The sequence below is a fragment of the Acetobacterium sp. genome (assembly GCF_036508315.1).
Taxonomy (GTDB): Bacteria; Bacillota; Clostridia; order Eubacteriales; family Eubacteriaceae; genus Acetobacterium.
This window is the reverse complement of sequence record NZ_DATCHP010000095.1, coordinates 43,959-61,709: the sequence shown is the minus strand read 5'-3', so window position 1 is coordinate 61,709 and position 17,751 is coordinate 43,959. Positions and strand designations below refer to the sequence as shown.

Below are 17,751 nucleotides of genomic sequence, written 5' to 3'. Positions count from 1 at the left end.
TATGGATTTAAAGTGTGCTCTGAATCTAGGGTATTTGTATCCAATGTCCGAAAACAGCCTATCATTTCGTACTGTTAATAACCCTGTCTTAAACACAATTACGAAAAGAAACCTAATAAATAAATTCAAGCGCTTTCAAGAGGATGAAATTATTGAACCTGGTTGTATTTTTAATGGTGATTCATGGAGAATTAAAGACGCAAAAAACATCTTTGCTTTTCATTTCGCTCCAAAAACTATCGATAACAATGCATTAACACATCAATTAAAGATTCCTCCTGAAAAAATGGTCGAATACTTAAAATTTTACGTTTTATGGTTGATGACAAGTTATATATTAAGTAGCATTAATTCAATTAACACCAACCTCAAAAGATTATATTTTAGCGGATCTCCATCGTTAGAGATAAGTAAAGGAATTTATTTTATAGTTGACAATTTTAAATTTTTTTTAGGATTTGATGACAAGCAATGTGATCTAGTGGGTTCTCACATTAAAATCAAGCGAGTAGTTAGTGGTAAAAGAAAGTTAAAAAACTACTGTCAATACTTGATATGGCAAGATGCTGTTTCGATGGTGTGGAAAGATGGCTCCAAGAAAGATCGAATTCGGGTGTTCCCTCTTTATTTTCTGTTATCTGTATGTTTCCTTATCCCGATGCGTCCAACTGAAATCTGCATGACACCTTTTGACTGCATCTCTCAAAACGAAAAGGGACACTTTTTAATCGAACTGAGAAAATCAAAACTCAAAGGTAATATTTATAAACAAGTTGAATATAACTTAGATGATTATTATATTGTAAAGTTTGAAATCTCAGATGATATTGCGGGTAATATCATAGAATTCCAAAATTTGTCACAAGATATACCACGGGAGTTAATATTCTTACCTGTTAGAAAGAAAGAGGATGATTTTGATATCAACGTTTATAATGAACGTGATTTAAGATGTCTCAGAGATAATTTTTATAATCAGAATTTGAAAAATACAAACAATTATCAGTGGATCTTGAACCAAACAGACGAAGAAAAGATTGAACTCATCAACCCATATGATTTAAGACATATTGCTATCATTAATCTTCATTTTCAAGGTGTTCCTTTGAGTAGAATTATGGATTTATCTGGTCAAAAGAGCATTGAGATGAGTGCGTATTATGGCTCGAATTTCACCGATTTTGTGGATGCGATGAGTGTTTTTAGGTTTTCTGCACTAAAAAAAAGATATCAAAACGAAACAGCCGCAAAGGTATCATTGCTGGATTCAACGCATTTGATAGAAATTCATACCGGTAGCAACTGCATGTCCAATCTTCGAGCAAAGGATCAAAATAATATTGAGGATTGTATCACCCAGAATTGTTTATCCACTTGTTGGGGATGTACCTATTACAAGCTTGACAAAGCAGACTTAAAACAGGAAATTCGCAAAGAAAAGGAGAAATGCAAGATTATCGAAGATGAAATAAAGGCCCTAATGGACTGTGTACGAATTGAAAAAGGATTCAGTAACGAACTTGAAAAGCTTTACTTGGAGTTGCATCAACACCTTTTAAGGTATTCGTGGGGAAAAGAAAAATCACTACAAGAAGGAGAAAATGATGGGTAGAAAAAGCAAATACGATACCGAATCTCTACTGGATTTATGCATAGAATATCATAAACAATTCCCTCATCGCAAAATTAAATTTTCTAAGCTCTCGGAATGGGCCGAGGAGGAAAAAGAGTTTTTAGGCATCAAAAGTTATGATTTTTCAAGAAATCCACACGCAAAAAATTATATCGATGATATAAACGTTCTGGTCGGTTCTAACGGCAATGATTATGAAAAAATTGTTTTCGGGCAACTAGACCTTTTTTGGGAAAAGCCCAAAGCAAAACAATTTGAATTTCTGCAACAGATGACAGAAACATTAAAAGATATCAATGTTCTGAAATTCTCAATGGAAAATGAAAAGGAGAAAACTAATAAAAAATATGAATCCTTGAAGAAAGAAGTGGACCGCTTAGGTCTTGAAATTAAGAAAATTTCTAAACAGATTAACTACCTTAAGAATGTTGTCGATGAAGAAATGCAATTACGCATTGAAGTCGAAAACGGCAGTGTTAAGGACGATTCCATCACCAATTTAGAGAACAGTATTATTACTGCAAAAGGTACTCTTTTTAGTTTATCTTCCGTTTTAGCAGAGAGCATTCTTCTATTCAAAGAATCTAACCCCCAAATCGTGCAAATGCAAGGTAACACAATTGATTTTTTTTCCTTGAAAAAACAATGAAACACTTAAGAAAATCATTCGCAGAGTCATGTCCTGATTTGTTATCGGAATGGGATACTGCCCTAAACGGTGATCTGTCTCCCAATCTGGTTTCTAAGTCTAGTAGTTTAATTGTTTGGTGGAATTGTGCAAAAGGCCATTCATGGGCTGCAACTATCATTAGTAGAACACGCGGAGGAAAGTGTCCCTATTGTTCCGGACGATGGGCTATTAAAGGAGTAAACGACCTTAAAACAAAATACCCTAAATTAGTTAGCGCGTGGGATTACGAAAGGAATGTGAATGTTCTACCTGAAAATATCTTACCTTATTCCCATCTAAAGGTCCATTGGGTTTGTAATGAAAAGCATCATTGGGAGGCTCGGATTTACGATCGAGTTAGAGGACGTGGTTGCCCTTATTGCGCGCATATTCGTCCTGTAGTTGGCGTAAATGATCTTAAGACACTTTACCCAAATTTGATCGAAGAATGGGATTATTACAAGAATAACGAATTAAAACCGGAAGACCTTTTGCCACAGTCCAATATGGTTGTATGGTGGCGCTGCAATAAGGAGCATCAGTGGAAAGCTCCAATTAGCCGACGAACAAAAGGTACTGGATGTCCCTATTGTGAAGGTGTTAAAGTGCTTTCAGGGTTCAATGACTTAAAAACACTATACCCGGATTTGGCCGCAGAATGGGACTACAAAAAAAACGGTGAATTATTGCCAAATGATGTCCTTCCAGGTTCGCATAAAATCATATGGTGGTGCTGCAAGGAAGCGCATCGATGGGATGCTGCCATTTACCACAGAACAATCGATAAAAATGGATGCCCCTATTGTTCAGGGAGAAAGGCGATTAAAGGCGAAACAGATCTTATTACTACCAGGCCTGACTTAGTAAAGGAGTGGTTCTACGAAAAAAACGAGAAAGGCCCAGAAAATTTCAAAGCGTTTTCCCATGAAATAGTTTATTGGAAATGTTTAGCGGAAGGGCATGTTTGGCAGCAATCCATTGATAAGCGTACCGCAGGATCAGGTTGCCCCTACTGCACAGGAAAAAAAGTCGTACCTGGAAATAACGATTTTTTAACTGAGCATCCAAAAATTGCAGAAGAATGGCATCCAGAGAAGAATGGCGACGTAAGGTCCGATATGGTATCTAGTCATTCGGGCAAAAAAGTCTGGTGGCGCTGTAAATATGGGCATGAATGGAAAACGACAGTTAGACATCGGGTACGAGGCACAAAGTGTCCTCTCTGCAAAAATAAACAGAAAGGACACTAACGCATATGGCAAAGTTAATTATAGGAATGACTGATCTAACTACTACACACCCTAACCTTGCTGCAGAATGGGATCAAGCGAAAAATGGTGATCTCACACCACAAGAGGTCTCTCACGGATCCAGGAAAAGTGTCTGGTGGCTATGTGAAAAGGGACATAGCTGGAAAGCTGCCGTTTCCACCCGTTCTAGGGGCGATGGATGTCCTACATGCTCAGGAAAAAGAATTGAAATTGGCTATAATGATTTGGCAACGACACATCCTGCCCTTGCTACAGAATGGGACCAAGAGAAGAACGGTGATCTTACGCCACGAGAGGTCTCTCACGGATCTCACAAGAGGGTGTGGTGGTGTTGTGAAAACGGACATAGCTGGAAAGTTGCAGTTTTAACTCGTTCTAGCGGCTATGGATGTCCTGTATGCGCAGGAAAAAGCATCGAAATTGGCTATAATGATTTGACAACGACCCATCCTACCCTTGCTGCAGAATGGGATCAAGCGAAAAATGGAGATCTCACACCGCAAGAGGTCTCTCACGGATCGGGGAAAAGTGTCTGGTGGCAATGTGAAAACGGACATAGCTGGAAAGCTGCAGTTTCCTCCCGTTCTAGCGGCTGTGGATGTCCTATCTGCGCAGGAAAAAGCATCGAAATTGGCTATAATGACTTGGCAACGACCCATCCTATCCTTGCTGCAGAATGGGATCAAGCAAAAAATGGTGATCTTACGCCAGGAGAGGTCTCTCACGGATCCGGGAAAAGTGTCTGGTGGCAATGTGAAAACGGACATAGCTGGAAAGCTGCAGTTTCCACCCGTTCTAGCGGCTATGGATGTCCTACATGCGCAGGAAGAAGCATCGAAATTGGCTTTAACGATTTGGCGACGACCCATCCTGCCCTTGCTATAGAATGGGACCAAGAAAAAAACGATGATCTCACACCGCAAGAGGTCTCTCACGGATCTGAGAAAAGTGTCTGGTGGCAATGTGAAAAGGGACATAGCTGGAAAGCGACTATAAAAAATCGATCTAAAGGCAACGGATGTCCTATATGCTCAGGAAAAAGAATTGAAATTGGCTATAATGATCTGGCGACAACCCATCCTGCCCTTGCTGTAGAATGGGATCAAGCGAAAAATGGAGATCTCACACCACAAGAGGTCTCTCACGGATCCAAGAAAAGTATATGGTGGCAATGTGAAAAGGGACATAGCTGGAAAGCGACCGTTTCCACTCGTTCTAGCGGCCCGGGATGTCCTACATGCGCAGGAAAAAGAATCGAAATTGGCTATAATGATTTGGTAACGACACATCCTAACCTTTCAGCAGAATGGGATCAAGCAAAAAATGGAGATCTTACACCACAAGAGGTCTCTCAAGGATCCGGGAAAAGTGTATGGTGGCAATGTGAAAAGGGGCATAGCTGGAAAGCTGCTGTTTCCAGTCGTTCTAGAGGCTATGGATGTCCTTCATGCGCAGGAAAAAGAATCGAAATTGGCTATAATGATTTGGCAACGACACATCCTGACCTTGCTGCAGAATGGGATCAAGAGAAGAACGGTGATCTTACACCACAAGAGGTCTCTCACGGATCCGAGAAAAGTGTATGGTGGCAATGTGAAAAGGGGCATAGCTGGAAAGCTGCAGTTTCCTATCGTTCTAGAGGCTATGGATGTCCTACATGCTCAGGAAAAAGAATCGAAATTGGCTATAATGATTTGGCGACGACACATCCTGACCTAGCTGCAGAATGGGATCAAGAGAAGAACGGTGATCTTACACCACAAGAGGTCTCTTACGGATCAAACAAGATAGTATGGTGGTGTTCTGAAGATGGGTGCAGATGGAAAGCAAATATTAAAAATCGAGTTAATGGTAGTGGCTGTCCATTATGTTTGAAATTTCAAAAGTCAACAAAATAAGCATCCCAAAAGAAAATAATGACAATACAAATAATATCAAATGATTTATTGGTGATTATAATAGTAAAAAAAGCGAAACTGCTTCGAAAATCATGTAAACCTCGTGGTTGATGTAGAATAAATACATTAGCCACGAGCCTTTTATTTGAATACCAATAATTACGTTTAGTATAATTATTTTTGCAAAATTACAAGTTTACAAGATAATCTTTTTCTGTGCGAACTCGATAACAACAATGGAATTATCTGAAAAATATTATGTTCATCAAGACTTTTCAACATTACGCGGTAAATTTCTGTTGTACTTTTTATCCGCGCTTGTCTTGCCGTTTCTGATTTTACGTCCTATAGTTTTTACCAGTATGTTACACTTTTGATAAAATGACATAGAATTGTCCCTACGTCATTTTGTATTATTATTTAAGTACTATGCTTTCGTGGCTCACAAACACTCCTTTGACATTACAATGGACTATTCAATTATTTTTAACAGCTGTATTTTTAATCAGATATTTAGTCCCTTTAGGTGTTAACGTAATAAATTCTGCTGTGCTTCCTTGAGTAGTTGGAGCTTCATAGTACTTTAACAAACCTAATGCAGAATATTGAATTTTAATCTTCTGAAATAAGTTATCTTTAATTCTAAACCTTCTCCCCACAAAATCACGAAGTGCAGATTCTAACTGGCCTTTTGCCCTTATAGAATTAATTGTAGCAGTTAGGTAAGGTGCCCACAATAAAAACATCTTGTCCCATGTAATATCTTGTTCTATACTTCTATCTCGATATTGTTTTTGTACGTTGTTACCAATATTCTCAGTATAAGTCCCCTCGATTGTTGTAGATTCTCCTTCAAATGCCAGACTAGAGTCAAAAGTAGACTGTATTAAATTAATTTCATCTAAGAGTTTAGAATTCTTTTCATGCAATTGTTTATTCTCAATAGACAATTCATTTATTTGAGTAAGCAATAATGTATTTGCTTCTGAATCATTTGCCCTTACCCATCCAATCAAATCATAATCTTCTAAAAAGTCTACTAGAGTTGAATGAACAGCTAACATAATATCTTTTGAATCATTTACCATACGAACAATCTTTGATAAAACAAAGTCCTTAAAATTGGAATATCCATCAATATTTTTCTGCTCATAAATTCTATCTTCTCCTAATAAACAAGCTTTTTCCTTTAGAAAATTTTCATCCAGAACTACTGAAAAAACAGGTATTCCCTTATTAATAGCATATTCATATTCAAGACGAGTATAGCTTTTTTGAGATTTTTCTTCTACACTACCATATCTGCCACCCAAAATTAGCATATATACGTCTGAATTATCTATCCACTTATAAATAGTATCTAGTTGTGTTTCATTCCCAGCCTTAAAAAGTTCCATTCCTGCTGGGATATGACCAGAATCTAAAACTGCTTGAACAGCTGATTGACGTTCATCAATTAAATCAATGTATGTTGAAGAAATGAAAACTTGAAGTTTTTTCTTTACCAATGTTATTTCCTCCATCTCCAAAATATTATATACCAGAAAGCCATTTCGTTTTCCATATTATTTCGCACTTGTCAAAAGCGCACCCCCGACCGTTTCAAAAATTGTGTAAAAATATAATGTGGTCGATCTATAGCGGTTTTATGCAGCTCAAACTAGAAGATGCCCCTTTGAACGAGCTGGGCAAAATTTATAAAATATGGGACAAAAAATATCCCAAAATCTCGGATTCCTGGTGAAATAACTGGCCAAACCTGTCCGACCTATTTCCAAATATCCGCAGAAAGTACAAAATCTCATTTACATGGCCAATTCATTTGAGGCACTAAACCGACAGCCCAGAAAAGTGATGAAAAGCTAAACCGTTTTTCCAACGGAAGATAATCTTTTTAAAATGCTGTATCTAGCAACTGTATATATCACAAAACAGTGAACCGGTCGAAGAAAAGACTGGGGTCAGATTCACTCCCAGCTGGAAATATTCTCTGCTGAGTGGCTGGATCGGTTCCTATTTTTCACACTATTTGTATCAGGAAGATCGTGTTTTCTTAATTTAAATAGTAACATTCTATTCATTTTTATATTTGTCAAGTTCAAGGAGAATGCAATATATACTTTTCTGTTCAGTGTGATTTTTTGACAGAATATGCTCATAACATTTTTCAGCAATCTGATTTTCCGATTGATTTTCGAAATCTATTTTTTCAAGTAATTGCGAAAGAGATATTCCCAAAGCTCTTGTAATTTTTTCTATACTTTCAATGGTAGGATTTTTCTCTCCTCTTTCAATTTGACCAATATAGGTTGGATGACAACAGGATTTTTCAGCAAGTTGCTCCTGACTAAAACCAAGCTTTAGTCTATAGTTACGGATACGTTTACCAAGTTTGTTCGTTAAATCACTCATAGACTCACCCCTTTTGATACAGTCTATAAGTATTTTTTCTTATTTTCTATATACTATTGATATCAAATAGTTGTTCTGCTATACTATAGATATTGTATTTACTTTTTTCATACTCAAGGTATTATTTTTGGTAATTATTCATTGTTCGAATTATTTTAGATAGGCTTTGAAAATAAAGTGTAGATATAGTCTAAAATCATTAAGTTGAAAATTAAACGAATCTATTTGAGAAATAATATTCCTTTTTGATTGATGAATTATTGGATTAATCTAGAAGGCTTTTAATTTTTTTTTTACATCAACACAATAAAAATTTAAATAATTATTTCAAATATAAAGGGAAAAACGAGCCAAGAATAATTCATAAAGACTTATCCCATTTATCGGAAAGTCAAATAAATGAACTAATCCAGTGATACTATGAAAATGTGAAAGCTTTACTTGAAGAATTTGATATCCATATACCCCCATCTAAATTAATTAAATTATTTCCTCCGATTTCTCATCAGGATCATTCATGTCCAAATTGTGGTCACACGAATAACCCGTCAGGTAATTGTAGTAGTGACTATTGTGGATAGTTTATACTAAATATGACAGTTTTTATTCGGACATGTTATAATAAAAAATCAAAGAAAAGAGGAAATAATATGTCACAGTATACCGATGAATTTAAAAAGCAAATCGTTAATCTATATAATAATGAGAAGGCTCCTTCCGAGATTATAGAAGAATACAAAATCGCAAGATCAACCTTACACAAATGGGTAAAAGATTATAATGGCATCCAATCTTTTAAGACCAGGGATAATCGAAGTACTGAAGAAATTGAACTTCTGTCACTCAAAAAAGAACTGAATCAATTACGAATGGAAAATGATATTTTAAAGCAGGCAGCACTGATAATGGGACGTAGATAATTATCAATTAAGGCAAATCGTACACGTTGGTATATTCACATTTTATTAAAACATGATAGTTAAACACTTTAACTTTGCCAAAATCATGGTCATTTTCTAAGAAATTCATCTTTTATACAATAAAAAAAGAGCCGATAAACGGCTCTCTCATACGCTTATTACTTGAGCTAGAGGGCGGAATCGAACCGCCGACCTACTGATTACGAATATGCTACTTCCTATTTCTCCATCTTATTCATTCCTTACAATCCCCAATAAGAAGCCATTCTTCAAATTTTACGTTTAATATTTCAAGCTAAAAAGCCCTTAAAATACTGTTAATTTTTACAAACAGTACCCAACACGTGGGTCATAATTTTTCAAGTCTAAGAATCTGTTATACATGTTATATATGTCCCCAACCTACAGCAAACAAATAGATATTAACACTCTAATTATTATACTTCGGTTACTTAGTATAATAATTTGTGGACACAATATAAAACACGAAAGAAGATTTATCTTAAAAATTCTGATTTCGTGTCTTGAAAAGCGTGCACATTATAGTTAGATCTGTTTGGACATGAGGAAAAAAAACACGAATGGAGCAGCTGGATAATACCGTTGATCATCTCCGGAAACGATTTGGCAATCTTTCGATACGTCGAGCCATCACCATCAGCGATCAAATGAGCTGTCTGGATCCGAAAAAAGATCATGTGATCCATCCGATTGGCTATTTTTAAGCTGCTGGACCTATCCCCAACGGTTCAAGAGAAAGGAGAAATTTTATGCTAGAGATTACCAGGCACGCTGAAGAACGATATGTCCAGCGAATTATGGGATACGAGGTAAAACAAGATATTGGCGTATATATTGCACAAAACAATGAGTTAATACAAGAACGAATAAATAAAATGGTTGAGTATGGCGAAATTATATATAAGGGTAAAATTAAAAATGATAACTTTGTAAATGTGTTCATCCACGATACTTGGGTAATTTTGACAGACAAAAAAAATGAAAAAGTAATAACGATATATAAGGTGGAAGTAATAAAGGATGACGATGAATTTAACAAACTCTTTGTAAATAAAATGAAAGCTAAGATTAATGATATTACAGCAAAATTAAATCAGACCACAAAGAAAAATGACACAGAAAAGGCTGAATTGAGAGAAAAAATTGAGGATAACAAAAGGAAAACCAGAGAGTATGAAAAATTAATAGTTGAATTAAAGAATTCAAACGAAGCCTATTCCTGTGTTATAGAAAATTATGACACAGGGGTTCATATAATGTACTCAGAATTTAAACAGGCATTAGAAGATTTAGTTTCAGATAGAATATTTTAAAAGCAGAGAAGATAAGTGCCTAATTGCCTATGTGAGGAATGTGTCAAAGTATCTGGATTCTCAAATCAAAATCAATTTTTCCAGCCGATGATGCTCTGTTTATAATGCTTTATCTGGCAATGACCGATATCACGCCAAAAACATGTACTAACGCTGATATAACCTACTTTCATTTGAACCATCCCGTCAACAGTTATTTTTAGTAAAGCATATCACCGCACAACAAACGTGTCACTAGGGAATATTTTGTTAATGATACGTTTCTATTTAAAATAACAACTCATGTAAGACTCTGTTTTACTGTTTTAAATAGTCTCGATAGAGCACGCTCTAATGAAACGATTAAAACAAAAAAAGACACCCTGATTAAGACCACTCACCCTAGATTCAACAGAAGCACTGACCAGTATTGGCAATTTCAACCCCAAGGAGTGTTTCGTTTCTTTATTTGAAGGTCTGAAGGTTGATAAGATTCACTTCTTCTATGTTATCAACTAAAGATAATATAAAAACTATTCAACACTGAGTGTAAACTAACATGTTCCATAAATCTGAATTGTCTTTCTAATAGTAAAAAGTATACTATTGTGTCTATTTAATCATTAATATACACCTCTGCTTCCTTCCAACGGGCGTATGCTTGGCAATAGCCCGCAAAGGCCGCCATGTCCATTTCGGTCAGAAGCCCAATCTGCTCTAGAAGCTTGCCCATGCGCTTCCATTCCTTTTTTGCTTCTTCTTCAAGCCAAGAAGGACATCGCAGGGCTCTTTTATTAGGTTTTGGTTCTTTTTTATTAAGCGGCCTGCCGCCCGGATTGCCTTCCAGCTCCTTCAAGGCGGTAGGCTTTGGTTTCCTTCCTCTCTGTGCCATAAGTCCCACCTCCTCTCATTGGCTTTAAGGGCATCAAAAAAAGACCTCCGAAGAAGTCTTTACTTTGGTTCCTAATATTCGAAAATGTGAAATAACTTAACTACAAATTGGAATTTACTCTCCAATCTTCGGTGAGTTTTCTTTGTCTTGCCATAATAAAAATCCTCCCAGATTAAATTTTATTTTAACATTAATCTGGGAGGTTTTCTAGCTTGACACAAAATTATTTACAGTCTCCGGAAATCCCCCGCTCATGTTCAAATCCTCCTTTTATAATTAATATCTTTCATTTTTACAACGACAATGTGGACAAATCACATATCCATACTCATTATCGCCATCTTCCCAAGGTAATGTATAACTACCGCCCTGCAGCGAGTATCCGCAATTAATACACTCGCCTGCATTAGAATTAGATGAAGAACCAAATTTTTCTTTCATCCAACGCAGATTGAATTCTTCTAATGCATCTTCATAATCCTCATAATGTTTAGTAGAGCCATTTCCAATGACACAAAATACCTCTCTATCATATTTTGCACCAATTTTCAATAAACGGATTTCCCCTTCTTTTCTAATAATCTGAGTTTCTCCAAATTTCACAAAAATCCACCTCCTAGAAAATTTCTATTTATCAATTTTCAAATAAGCAATTATTAATACACAATATTTACAATCCCTTATAATTACATTATAAGGGATATGCGAATGAAATACTATAATTTCAACGCTACTCTTTAACAGCTTGTAAAAGAGTAGCTGTACTTATTCATCGATTTTTCTGCACAAGTCTTCGTCGTAGGCCACGTTCAATCTTCCTCCTCCGTCCCAATCGCATAATTACCTCATAATCTTTTTTATATTTCAAAAATAAGATGTATGCATATACCTACTGGAAAAATCATCTGCCAGAGATATTCGTCATCTTTATGGAAACGAAAAGATGCAGTGTCGTTGGTTTTGAACTCTGATTTCAAAATCTCAACAAAGCCAATTTTGCAGGTAAATTCCTTAATTATCCGTTATACTCAATAGTAGACTCTGAGGTATAATCTTCTACTTTGTGCCACTCATTTTTGAATATAAAATATAACTCGCCATCTCTTTCTTCTGTTATACAAGTATATCTTCCCCATCCAGTAAAGATTTGAACCCAATTACAACTATGGTTAATACACAACACCGTCATTTTATTACCTCCAAATTCAAATTTATTGTTCATTATACAACTTGAAAATACTCACCTTCAGAGTTAGAATGTAATACTACCAAAGGAGGTATTCTCATGAATAACAGACCAATGTTACACGTCTCTATTTATTATAAAGGTTATTGTTTAATAAAAAAGAACTTAAGAAAAAGTTATCCGTTTATTTCAAAAGATTAGTTGAGGATCCATGCAACCCTCTTGTGGATATAAGAATTGATACCTTAGACACCCACGAAGATAAGCAGGTTCTTCTTTAATTATCCTACTATGATGTATTGGCTGTCAATCTTGCAAAACCATTAAAAAACACAGATCATTTTTATACGCTCGTCATCACACTGACCGATTTAGTAATACAACGATTGTATGAAAAAATCCAACTACTGTGGCAGAGAATTGGTTGCTGATTTCGCTTACTCCATTAAAAGCAAACGATGACGTGTATAACATTCAATGTTCTTAAGGCTACCATTATTGCATAGGAGCTCCAGCCATTATGTTTCTGATTGGCGAAGTGGCGTCCATTAAAGAAAGGATATCCGCATAAGCCATATTGAGCAGCAAAAACATCCATAAAAGCGAGAGTTTTAATCGGGTATTGATTCTATTAGTTTTTATGTCTGTGTTCATAAACTTCTCCTTTTCAATTTCTTTAAATTCTTTCAAAATATTTTTTATACTCCATCAATTTTTCTTCAATTTTTTTCCATATAACAACATTATCCATTTCTAATTCAAAGACTTTTCCATGTGATTTGTGGGCATCAGTTTTCATATGATAAAAGTTTCCTTTGAAATCTTTGACATAAGTACCTGGATATTTGTCTTCATCTCCACAACGTCTTTTGAATTCTATTAATGAAACGCAACCCATTTCATTTTCCACTTCAAAAAAAGCTTTTATTATTTTATGATTGGCTTGATTCGGTCTCATCGCCCATTTGGGTATTCTAATTTTTGCTTTTGGTAATTCATTTTTTATTGTTTCAATATCTTTTAATGATTTCAAATTTGTCATTAATTTAGGATTTTTGACAGCTTTAGCAAAGCTGGTTGAGATATATTTCAGCATAAAATTTTCGATCACTTCATCAGAATTTTCATCGTCTAATCTCAATGCGATCTTAAATTTTTCAGCCACTTCAGGGACAACTGTTAAGTCATAAGCAATTTTCAAAATTCCACCTCCGTCAAATATATTCTCATTATATACTAATTCATTCACCTCCGTTAGTAAAAATCGTTTAGCCATATGTTTTTCTATAAAGAGAAATTCACAAAATTAATATTCCCCTTTCATCATAAACACTCCTGGTATTTCCGCCGTTTTCTATTGCTTTGTCCAGTGTCATAATCGTTGTATCTGCATCATCAATACGCTCGGTGGATTTTGGGTGTTTTTGTCTAGCCCCTGAAAATATATATTAGCAGATTATATAGAGAAATAAGGCTGTGCAGCCTTTTTTCTATGCTTACCAACGATGGTAAGTACGTTTCAGTACATGACACAGATGCTCCCATTTCTCTTCTTGCTGTGGCCTTCCAATTTGCTCTGGTGGCAACCTTAGCGTACAAAAATTAAAAAATTCATGGTTTCTAAATCATTAGCATATAATTTCCGTGCTTTATTCTAAGTACCCCATATACCCCGTCAATAAACACAACCTCCTCATAAAAAGGCTCTAAAGCAACCAGAACATAATAAAATATTCCCCTCAAAAATGGATTGATTTTTGGTCATTTAACCCACTAAATTGACAAATCGTCCTTGGATCAACCCTACTTATATACAATTCGACATCATTGATGTGATCGGTGATATAACAATTTCCTATGACGTGATTTTCAAAATAAAAATCATATACCCAATTTCCATAAGCCAGTGTTATTGAAAATAAAAGTATTATAAAATAATATGAATGATTGAGTTGCTTTATTCTCATAAGGACCATTGGTCAAAGATTCAATATAATATTTTTCAATGGTAAAATTTGATGTATTTGCATTGACAAGTTATAACAGATGGGTATATTATAAGATAAGAACATATGTACTAATGAGACTCAAGGTTTAAAAAAGGTGAAAAAATGGAACGGGTTATTTTACATTCGGATATTAATTGTTTCTATGCAAATGTGGAGTGCCTTTACCATCCTGAGTTGAGGGATCTCCCTGTGGCTGTTGGAGGAAATCCTGAAAAAAGGCATGGTATAATTCTGGCCAAGAACCAAAAGGCAAAGGAAGCTGGTGTTAAAACAGGAGAAGTTTTATGGCAGGCACGGGCTAAATGTCCGAACCTTGTTATTCTATTGCCTAATTATGAGCGTTATTTGCACTTTTCACGTTTGGCCAGAAAAATATACAACCATTACTCGGATCAGGTGGAATCTTTTGGGTTGGATGAATGTTGGGTCGATGTCACAAACAGTGCCAAGCTCCATGGTGGCGGGGAGGAAATTGCCCAAAAAATCAGTCGAGAGATTCAGGATCAACTGGGGATAACCGTATCCATCGGGGTTTCCTGGAATAAGATCTTTGCTAAGTTTGGATCGGACTATAAGAAACCAAACGCCATAACGGTTATCAATCAGGATAATTTTAAACAGATTGTCTGGGAACAGGAAGTTGGGGATTTACTTTACGTGGGCCGATCCACAAAGAAAAAGCTCTATAAATATGGTATTTATACCATTGGGCAGCTAGCCAATGCTTCCGCTGATTTTCTAGTGCTTCAATTTGGCAAAATGGGCGCAGTTTTATGGCGATTTGCAAATGGACTGGATGATAGCCCGGTGAAGTGTTTTGATGAGGATTATAACGGGAATGAACGGATCATTAAAAGTATTGGCAATAGTATTACCACCCCCAGGGATCTCAAGAACCTTGAGGATGTCAAACTGATTATGTATATGCTCACAGAGAGCGTAGCCATGCGACTAAGGGAAACCGGATGTTTTTGTCAAACGGTGGCCATTCATGTGAGAAATAAAGAATTGAATAGTTTTACCAGACAGGCCAAATTGAGCAGACCGTCGGATATAACAAACGAGATTGCCGAGGCTGCCATTCATTTATTCAAAAGAAATTACGATTTCTGCTCAGATATCCGCTCTCTGGGAGTTCGGGTAGCTGATTTAGTTCCGGATACAATACCCATCCAGTTAGATGTGTTTGGTACGTGAAGAAGAAAGAATGCGAATGGAGCAACTGGATAATACCATTGATCATCTCCGAAAACGATTTGGGAATCTTTCCATACGTCGAGCCATCACCATCGGCGATCAAATGAGTTGTCTGGACCCTAAAAAAGATCACGTGATCCATCCGGTTGGGTATTTTTAGATTGTGTGCAGAAGGGCTTCCCAAGACAAATTTTTTTAAATTCTTAATGTACCCTACTTTGTTGAAAACCATTTCTAATTTGAAAGGTGTTTTTATGAAATATATTTTTGAAAATTGGATTGCCATTATTGCTTTAACCATTTCAGTTTCAAGCCTTGCTCTTTCTTTACACGGCTACTGGAAAACAGTTATCAAACTCAAAATAGCTTCCACTGAAGATAATTATTGCTTTGGATTTATATCATATGAAAAGTACAGAATAGTGATGAGTTATTTAATTATAGCAAATAATTCAAATACTGATGTCTCAATTAGTGGCATCGAATTAACCTTAGATTCGAAAACATACAGAGCGGGTAGGTGTGATGTTCGAGACTTCCGTAACAGCAATGGAATCTCATTAATGGATAACGATTCATCAGATAAGTATTTTCTTTTTAATATAAAAACTGAAAATATACTTGACAATACTAGGATCACTTCGAATGGAACCATTGAAGGTTATGCAATTTTTCATGTTGACTCTATTATTGAAAAACAAACATCTTGTAAGATAACCCTCATTACACCAGGAAGATCCTTTTCAGAAAATATTATTATAAATCCACTTCCAAATCATTTAAGCCCGATCCACCCACTCAACCCGTAAGAACAAGAGCAATAATCGATAAAAATATCCCCAAGGATGCACAAACCATTGCAATTAATTGAAGTCTTCTTTATGAATATTCAGTTTAAGTACATTTACGACACGGCATAGGTTATCTGCCGCAAACTGAACGGAGAATGGCGAAATAAAGATGGTAGACCAGATAAGAAACAATTAATTAAAGATTATATAGCAGAACATTCTGAAAAAAGGTATCGGAAATCGCCAAGGCATTAGGTATCAGCTGGACAACTGTTTATAAATACTACGATGAAATTAAAAAAGAATTGGAAAGAAATGCTTAATATTTTAAAAAAAAATTAAAAAAATATGATAATAAATTAAATAATTATTAAAAGAAGGCTCCTGGGAGCCTTTTATGCTTGCATCTTGGAGTCTTTTGGATTAATATAAAGGCATATATAACGTCATAACGTTATATATAAATATAGAAAAGCGTCATACAAACGGATGCCCGATATATATATATTCTTTAAACCAAAAAAATTAAAAACTTTTCAGCTAAACAACTGCTATTGACGTAGCAGTTGTTTATTTTTTTGCTGAATAAATGATGTACATACGTAATGTTTTACAAATTTCGCAAATACACATTGTAATACAAGCTATAGCAAATAATAAAGAGATACTTATCATTAACAACTCCTCTCTAAATGTAGTTCCAAGGAAGTTGTACAAAAATATCTTACCACCTTTCCATTTTGCCAACTTCAATGAAGTAGTGTTTCAGGTGGACAAATCGCTTGTTAATAACGCTTTTCTATGTGCCTAGTATACAATATTTTCGTTGAGCATTCAATCAAAAACGAAATAAACCTAAAATAAAAGACTTAACTTTCCCAGCCTAATTGATTAAACAAAGCCTTGATAAAAGAGGCCTGGGAGTCAATCCATTGCTTTGTATAGTCTGGTTATGGGGTAATTGACAAAATATTAAATACAAGCCGACACACCCAGAAGTGCCAGCTGATCATTAATCTTTTGTTCAAGCTCTGCAATATCCGCGTCATCTTGTTTTAACAGCTGATTGACTTCGTCCAGATCAATTAACACTTCTTCTTCGAATGTGTCCACATACCTCGGAATATTCAAGTTAAAATCATTGGCCCGGATTTCTTCGATTGAAGCCAGGTGCGCATATTTATCGATATTTTGACGGGCTTTAACGGCTTCAATAATTTTACTGATATTAGTGTCACTCAAGTTATTCTGATTTTTAGCCTTTTCAAAATGGGTCATTAAGCCGTGTAGCTTCGTGTAAGTTTATCAATATCCATCAGAGAACCAAAACTGAGTCACTCCTTTTTTAATCCCACAATTCATTTTCTGGATATAATTCTAAAACCTTATAATAATTAGGTATGTCAATTGGTGCATCGCCATTTTTAAGCCGTGTCAAAACCTCGATTTTTTCATCAAGAAGTTTATCACTTTCTATATCAAAGAATTTATAAACAATAGGATCATAAAAACTTAATAAAAGATTTGAAATAGCTTCTTGTTTTTCAAAATTATCCAAT

General features: G+C 35.5%; 16 protein-coding genes and 2 pseudogenes. 10 read left to right on the top strand and 8 right to left on the bottom strand.

Features of this window, described 5'->3' with window-relative positions; translation table 11 throughout:
• The first annotated feature begins 1 nt into the window (after position 1).
• The 4 genes from VIK44_RS11405 to VIK44_RS11390 are packed head-to-tail and all read left to right on the top strand — an operon-like array spanning position 2 to position 5,472.
• Complete coding sequence (locus VIK44_RS11405; protein ID WP_331554016.1) at positions 2–1,612, top strand: hypothetical protein; 1,611 nt, start codon at positions 2–4, stop codon at positions 1,610–1,612.
• Entirely contained in the window at positions 1,602–2,282 is a 681-nt protein-coding gene (locus VIK44_RS11400) for a hypothetical protein (RefSeq protein WP_331554015.1), read from the top strand. Before VIK44_RS11405 ends, VIK44_RS11400 begins: the two co-directional genes overlap by 11 nt.
• A 38-nt stretch (positions 2,283–2,320) precedes the next feature.
• On the top strand, positions 2,321–3,553 hold the full coding sequence (locus VIK44_RS11395) for a zinc-ribbon domain-containing protein (RefSeq protein ID WP_331554014.1): 1,233 nt from the start codon (positions 2,321–2,323) through the stop codon (positions 3,551–3,553).
• A 5-nt stretch (positions 3,554–3,558) separates the two neighbouring features.
• Positions 3,559–5,472, top strand: a complete 1,914-nt coding sequence (locus VIK44_RS11390; RefSeq protein WP_331554013.1) for a zinc-ribbon domain-containing protein — start codon at positions 3,559–3,561, stop codon at positions 5,470–5,472.
• Between the two features lie 476 nt (positions 5,473–5,948).
• Here the strand turns inward: VIK44_RS11390 and VIK44_RS11385 are convergent, their stop codons facing one another.
• Together VIK44_RS11385 and VIK44_RS11380 are read right to left on the bottom strand one after the other, a co-directional pair.
• Positions 5,949–6,980 carry a DUF4062 domain-containing protein gene (locus VIK44_RS11385; RefSeq protein WP_331554012.1) on the bottom strand — a complete coding sequence of 344 codons (1,032 nt, stop codon included), beginning with the start codon at positions 6,978–6,980 and terminating at the stop codon, positions 5,949–5,951.
• 565 nt (positions 6,981–7,545) lie between these two features.
• Positions 7,546–7,884, bottom strand: a complete 339-nt coding sequence (locus VIK44_RS11380; protein ID WP_331554011.1) for a helix-turn-helix transcriptional regulator — start codon at positions 7,882–7,884, stop codon at positions 7,546–7,548.
• Between the two features lie 650 nt (positions 7,885–8,534).
• Between VIK44_RS11380 and VIK44_RS11375 the strand changes: the two genes are divergently transcribed.
• The 3 genes from VIK44_RS11375 to VIK44_RS11365 all read left to right on the top strand — a co-directional run bounded on the left by VIK44_RS11375 (position 8,535) and on the right by VIK44_RS11365 (position 10,138).
• On the top strand, positions 8,535–8,804 hold the full coding sequence (locus VIK44_RS11375) for a transposase (RefSeq protein ID WP_331554010.1): 270 nt from the start codon (positions 8,535–8,537) through the stop codon (positions 8,802–8,804).
• Between the two features lie 581 nt (positions 8,805–9,385).
• Entirely contained in the window at positions 9,386–9,529 is a 144-nt protein-coding gene (locus VIK44_RS11370) for a hypothetical protein (protein WP_331554009.1), read from the top strand.
• A gap of 45 nt (positions 9,530–9,574) precedes the next feature.
• Positions 9,575–10,138 (top strand): hypothetical protein, encoded by a 564-nt coding sequence (locus tag VIK44_RS11365; protein WP_331554008.1) that lies wholly within the window; start codon positions 9,575–9,577, stop codon positions 10,136–10,138.
• Positions 10,139–10,739: 601 nt separating this feature from the next.
• On the opposite strand, the pseudogene VIK44_RS11360 reads toward VIK44_RS11365, so the two are convergent.
• From VIK44_RS11360 to VIK44_RS11345, 4 genes and pseudogenes are all read right to left on the bottom strand, one after another.
• Positions 10,740–11,009, bottom strand: a pseudogene (locus VIK44_RS11360) (P27 family phage terminase small subunit); the annotation flags it as partial.
• Positions 11,010–11,285: 276 nt separating this feature from the next.
• Positions 11,286–11,612 carry a hypothetical protein gene (locus VIK44_RS11355; RefSeq protein WP_331554007.1) on the bottom strand — a complete coding sequence of 109 codons (327 nt, stop codon included), beginning with the start codon at positions 11,610–11,612 and terminating at the stop codon, positions 11,286–11,288.
• A 1,078-nt stretch (positions 11,613–12,690) separates the two neighbouring features.
• Complete coding sequence (locus tag VIK44_RS11350; protein WP_331554006.1) at positions 12,691–12,849, bottom strand: hypothetical protein; 159 nt, start codon at positions 12,847–12,849, stop codon at positions 12,691–12,693.
• Positions 12,850–12,871: 22 nt separating this feature from the next.
• Positions 12,872–13,471, bottom strand: a complete 600-nt coding sequence (locus VIK44_RS11345; RefSeq protein ID WP_331554005.1) for a hypothetical protein — start codon at positions 13,469–13,471, stop codon at positions 12,872–12,874.
• Between the two features lie 835 nt (positions 13,472–14,306).
• Between VIK44_RS11345 and dinB the strand changes: the two genes are divergently transcribed.
• The 3 genes from dinB to VIK44_RS11330 all read left to right on the top strand — a co-directional run bounded on the left by dinB (position 14,307) and on the right by VIK44_RS11330 (position 16,210).
• Positions 14,307–15,401, top strand: a complete 1,095-nt coding sequence (gene dinB, locus VIK44_RS11340) for a DNA polymerase IV (RefSeq protein ID WP_331554004.1) — start codon at positions 14,307–14,309, stop codon at positions 15,399–15,401.
• A 10-nt stretch (positions 15,402–15,411) separates the two neighbouring features.
• Complete coding sequence (locus VIK44_RS11335; protein WP_331554003.1) at positions 15,412–15,561, top strand: hypothetical protein; 150 nt, start codon at positions 15,412–15,414, stop codon at positions 15,559–15,561.
• 94 nt (positions 15,562–15,655) lie between these two features.
• Complete coding sequence (locus tag VIK44_RS11330) at positions 15,656–16,210, top strand: hypothetical protein (RefSeq protein WP_331554002.1); 555 nt, start codon at positions 15,656–15,658, stop codon at positions 16,208–16,210.
• A 954-nt stretch (positions 16,211–17,164) separates the two neighbouring features.
• Here the strand turns inward: VIK44_RS11330 and VIK44_RS11325 are convergent.
• Both VIK44_RS11325 and VIK44_RS11320 read right to left on the bottom strand, forming a co-directional pair.
• Positions 17,165–17,461, bottom strand: a pseudogene (locus tag VIK44_RS11325) (N-6 DNA methylase); the annotation flags it as partial.
• 76 nt (positions 17,462–17,537) lie between these two features.
• Positions 17,538–17,750, bottom strand: coding sequence for a hypothetical protein (locus tag VIK44_RS11320; RefSeq protein WP_331554001.1), 213 nt, complete (start codon positions 17,748–17,750; stop codon positions 17,538–17,540).
• Position 17,751 lies beyond the last annotated feature (1 nt).

Excerpts from the sequence above, each read along its gene's own strand:
- VIK44_RS11390 (WP_331554013.1), top strand. The coding sequence starts at position 3,559 with ATGGCAAAGTTAATTATAGGAATGACTGATCTAACTACTACACACCCT.
- VIK44_RS11350 (WP_331554006.1), bottom strand. The coding sequence starts at position 12,849 with ATGAACACAGACATAAAAACTAATAGAATCAATACCCGATTAAAACTC.
- VIK44_RS11335 (WP_331554003.1), top strand. The coding sequence starts at position 15,412 with ATGCGAATGGAGCAACTGGATAATACCATTGATCATCTCCGAAAACGA.
- VIK44_RS11400 (WP_331554015.1), top strand. The coding sequence starts at position 1,602 with ATGATGGGTAGAAAAAGCAAATACGATACCGAATCTCTACTGGATTTA.
- VIK44_RS11330 (WP_331554002.1), top strand. The coding sequence starts at position 15,656 with ATGAAATATATTTTTGAAAATTGGATTGCCATTATTGCTTTAACCATT.
- VIK44_RS11370 (WP_331554009.1), top strand. The coding sequence starts at position 9,386 with ATGGAGCAGCTGGATAATACCGTTGATCATCTCCGGAAACGATTTGGC.
- VIK44_RS11365 (WP_331554008.1), top strand. The coding sequence starts at position 9,575 with ATGCTAGAGATTACCAGGCACGCTGAAGAACGATATGTCCAGCGAATT.
- VIK44_RS11380 (WP_331554011.1), bottom strand. The coding sequence starts at position 7,884 with ATGAGTGATTTAACGAACAAACTTGGTAAACGTATCCGTAACTATAGA.
- dinB (WP_331554004.1), top strand. The coding sequence starts at position 14,307 with ATGGAACGGGTTATTTTACATTCGGATATTAATTGTTTCTATGCAAAT.
- VIK44_RS11375 (WP_331554010.1), top strand. The coding sequence starts at position 8,535 with ATGTCACAGTATACCGATGAATTTAAAAAGCAAATCGTTAATCTATAT.
- VIK44_RS11345 (WP_331554005.1), bottom strand. The coding sequence starts at position 13,471 with ATGGCTAAACGATTTTTACTAACGGAGGTGAATGAATTAGTATATAAT.
- VIK44_RS11405 (WP_331554016.1), top strand. The coding sequence starts at position 2 with ATGGATTTAAAGTGTGCTCTGAATCTAGGGTATTTGTATCCAATGTCC.